General features: G+C 37.4%; 3 protein-coding genes. All 3 read left to right on the plus strand.

What is annotated here, in order from left to right; translation table 11 throughout:
- Positions 1-1295: T9SS type A sorting domain-containing protein (locus ACIQ2X_RS15205; RefSeq protein ID WP_396179812.1), on the plus strand; the 1295-nt coding region annotated here is incomplete at its 5' end.
- A 397-nt stretch (positions 1296-1692) separates the two neighbouring features.
- Positions 1693-2586 carry an ABC transporter permease gene (locus ACIQ2X_RS15210; protein WP_396179815.1) on the plus strand — a complete coding sequence of 298 codons (894 nt, stop codon included), beginning with the start codon at positions 1693-1695 and terminating at the stop codon, positions 2584-2586.
- A gap of 49 nt (positions 2587-2635) precedes the next feature.
- On the plus strand, positions 2636-3054 hold a 419-nt coding region (locus ACIQ2X_RS15215; RefSeq protein WP_396179814.1), incomplete at its 3' end, for an ABC transporter ATP-binding protein.

A 3054-nucleotide genomic window follows, 5' to 3' on the forward strand; every position in this document is an offset into this window, starting at 1 on the left:
AAACGTTCTGTAATTCAGGAACCGTTGCTAATTTAGTAGCAACAGGAACCGCTTTACAATGGTACAGTGCTCCAACAGGTGGAACGCCTCTGACTTCTACAACAGCCTTGACTTCGGGAGATTACTACGTTTCACAAACTTTGAATACTTGTGAAGGACCTAGAACTATGGTTGCTGTAACAGTAAATGTTACTGCTGCACCAACGGCTTCTGCTCAAACGTTCTGTAATTCAGGAACCGTTGCTGATTTAGTAGCAACAGGAACCGCTTTACAATGGTATGCTGCTTCAACAGGTGGAACCGCTTTGGCTTCAACAACTGCTTTGGTTTCGGGAGATTATTACGTTTCTCAGACTTTAAATGGTTGCGAGAGCCCTAGAACAATGGTTGCTGTAACAGTAAACGTTACTGCTGCACCAACTGCTTCAGCTCAAACTTTCTGTAACTCGGCAACTGTAGCTGATCTAGTAGCAACAGGAACTGCACTACAATGGTATGCTGGTTCTACAGGTGGAACCGCTTTGGCTTCAACCACTGCTTTGGCTTCTGGAAATTATTATGTTTCTCAGACTTTAAATGCTTGCGAAAGCCCTAGAACAATGGTTGCGGTAACGGTAAATGCCGCTGTAACACCAACTTTTACAGAAATTGCGTCAATTTGTTCAGGAGGAACTTTGGCACCTTTGCCAACTACTTCTATAAACGGAATTTCGGGAACTTGGTCGCCAGCATTAAATAATGCAGCAACTACGACTTACACTTTTACACCTAATATGGGACAATGTGCAGTAGTGACTACATTGACCATTGTGGTAAATACTACTGCTGCACCAACAGGAGCTGCTACACAGGATTTTACTACAGGTCAAACGCTTGCTAACTTCACAGTAGTAGGTCAGAATATTATTTGGTACAGTTCTGCTACAGGTGCAACGGTTTTGCCATCAACTACAATTTTAGTGTCAGGCACAATTTATTATGCATCGCAAACTGTTGATGGTTGTGAAAGTACTACTCGTTTAGCAGTAACGGCAGGAGTTGATTTGAAAACACCTGGTTTTGAGATCAGCAATTTACGTTACTATCCTAATCCAGTACAAGACCTCTTGACTGTAGATTATTCTGAAAACATCGAAAATGTTCAGATGTTCAATATGTTGGGTCAAATGGTTTACAATAGAAACACCAATGCTTCTAAAGTAACGATTGAAATGACCAATATGGCTGCAGGTAACTATATTTTACAAGTAACCGTAAATGGTATTACTAAAAATGTAAAAGTCATTAAAAAATAGTCCAGTATCTAGTATACAAAGCTTAATATCAAAATCCCGATTGTCAACTGGCAATCGGGATTTTTTTTTTCAAAATTAAATGTAAAAAAATATTCGGATAGATTAACTTCCCAATTTCTACCAATTGTAATTGTAAAAAGGTTCTTCTATTTTATAATTTTATCCCAACGAATTCGAGAGATAATGCCCACAGACAATAAATTTAGTCCTCCCCAAGCTTCGGGAGTATTGGACTATTGTTTATTGCTAATCGGTACTAAACAAATAGTTTTCTCAGAACTAAACGAAATAAGTACGTTCAATTTGTTTTCTTTCTTAACACAACAATAAAACGGCAGCATTGCTCCTTGTTAAAAAAAATGTATTTTTGTGGAAAGAGAAATCAATCCCATTTTACATGAGTAGTCAGGAATTTGCAGACGCAAGTCAGCCACAACAACACAAAGAGGATTGGGATGCCGTGATTGAATCCAAACAATCCTTTTTGAATATTAATTTCAAAGAATTATGGAATTACCGCGACCTGTTGATGCTTTTTGTCAAGCGAGATGTTGTTACGGTTTACAAGCAAACTATTTTAGGACCACTTTGGTATTTAATACAACCTTTGTTTACATCCCTGATTTTTACCATTATTTTTAATAATGTGGCTGGAATTTCAACGGGTGCGACTCCGTCTTTTTTATTCAATTTAGCGGGAGTAATGGTTTGGAATTATTTTACATCATGCCTCAATGAAACTTCGGATACGTTTAAAAAAAATGCATCCATATTTGGAAAAGTTTATTTTCCGCGGTTGATTGTTCCTTTATCGGTGGTAATTTCCAATTTGGTCAAATTTGGAATTCAATTCCTGATTTTTGTTTGCTTTTATATTTTTTATGTGTTTCAAGGAATGACTTTTGAAATTACTTCTGCAGTTTTATTGTTTCCGCTTTTAGTAGCATTGATGGGGATTTTAGGTTTGGGCATGGGTATGATCATTTCTTCGATGGTTACCAAATACCGGGATTTGAGTTTTCTTGTAGGTTTTGGTGTGCAATTATTGATGTATGTCTCGGCAGTCATGTATCCTATGGCATTATTAAAGGAGAAATTACCTAAATTTGGATGGTTAATCGAATACAATCCGTTGGCTTATGTCATCGAAACCGCACGTTACCTATTATTGCACGAAGGCAAAATTTCGAACCTAGGTTTGTTGTACACTATTGGCGTAACTTTTATAATTTTTGTCATCGGTTTACTCGTTTTTCACAAAACTGAAAAAAGTTTTATAGACACTGTTTAAGTTGCATGTCTTTTTTAATTATTAAATTTAATTTTCCAAAGATCAATGAATGAGTACTAAAAACATCATATTAAAGGCTGAAAATATTTCCAAACAATACCGATTGGGTACTGTGGGAACCGGTACTTTGAGTCATGATTTAAACCGGTGGTGGCATTCGATTCGCGGAAAAGAAGATCCTTACCTAAAAGTAGGGGAAACTAACGACCGGAGTTCGAAAGCTACAAGCGAATACGTTTGGGCATTAAAAGACATTAATTTTGAAGTAGAGGCAGGAGAGGTTCTCGGAATTATTGGAAAAAACGGGGCGGGAAAATCAACCTTATTGAAAATCCTTTCAAAAGTAACCACACCCACAACAGGTTCGATAAAATACAAAGGCCGAATTGCATCCTTATTAGAAGTGGGTACAGGTTTCAATCCCGAACTAACAGGTCGAGAAAACGTGTACCTGAACGGTGCCATTCT

Source organism: Flavobacterium sp., assembly GCF_044368625.1.
Classification (GTDB): domain Bacteria; phylum Bacteroidota; class Bacteroidia; order Flavobacteriales; family Flavobacteriaceae; genus Flavobacterium.

Bases quoted from the DNA above. Each gene is read 5' to 3' on its own strand.
- ACIQ2X_RS15210 (WP_396179815.1), top strand. From the start codon at position 1,693: ATGAGTAGTCAGGAATTTGCAGACGCAAGTCAGCCACAACAACACAAA.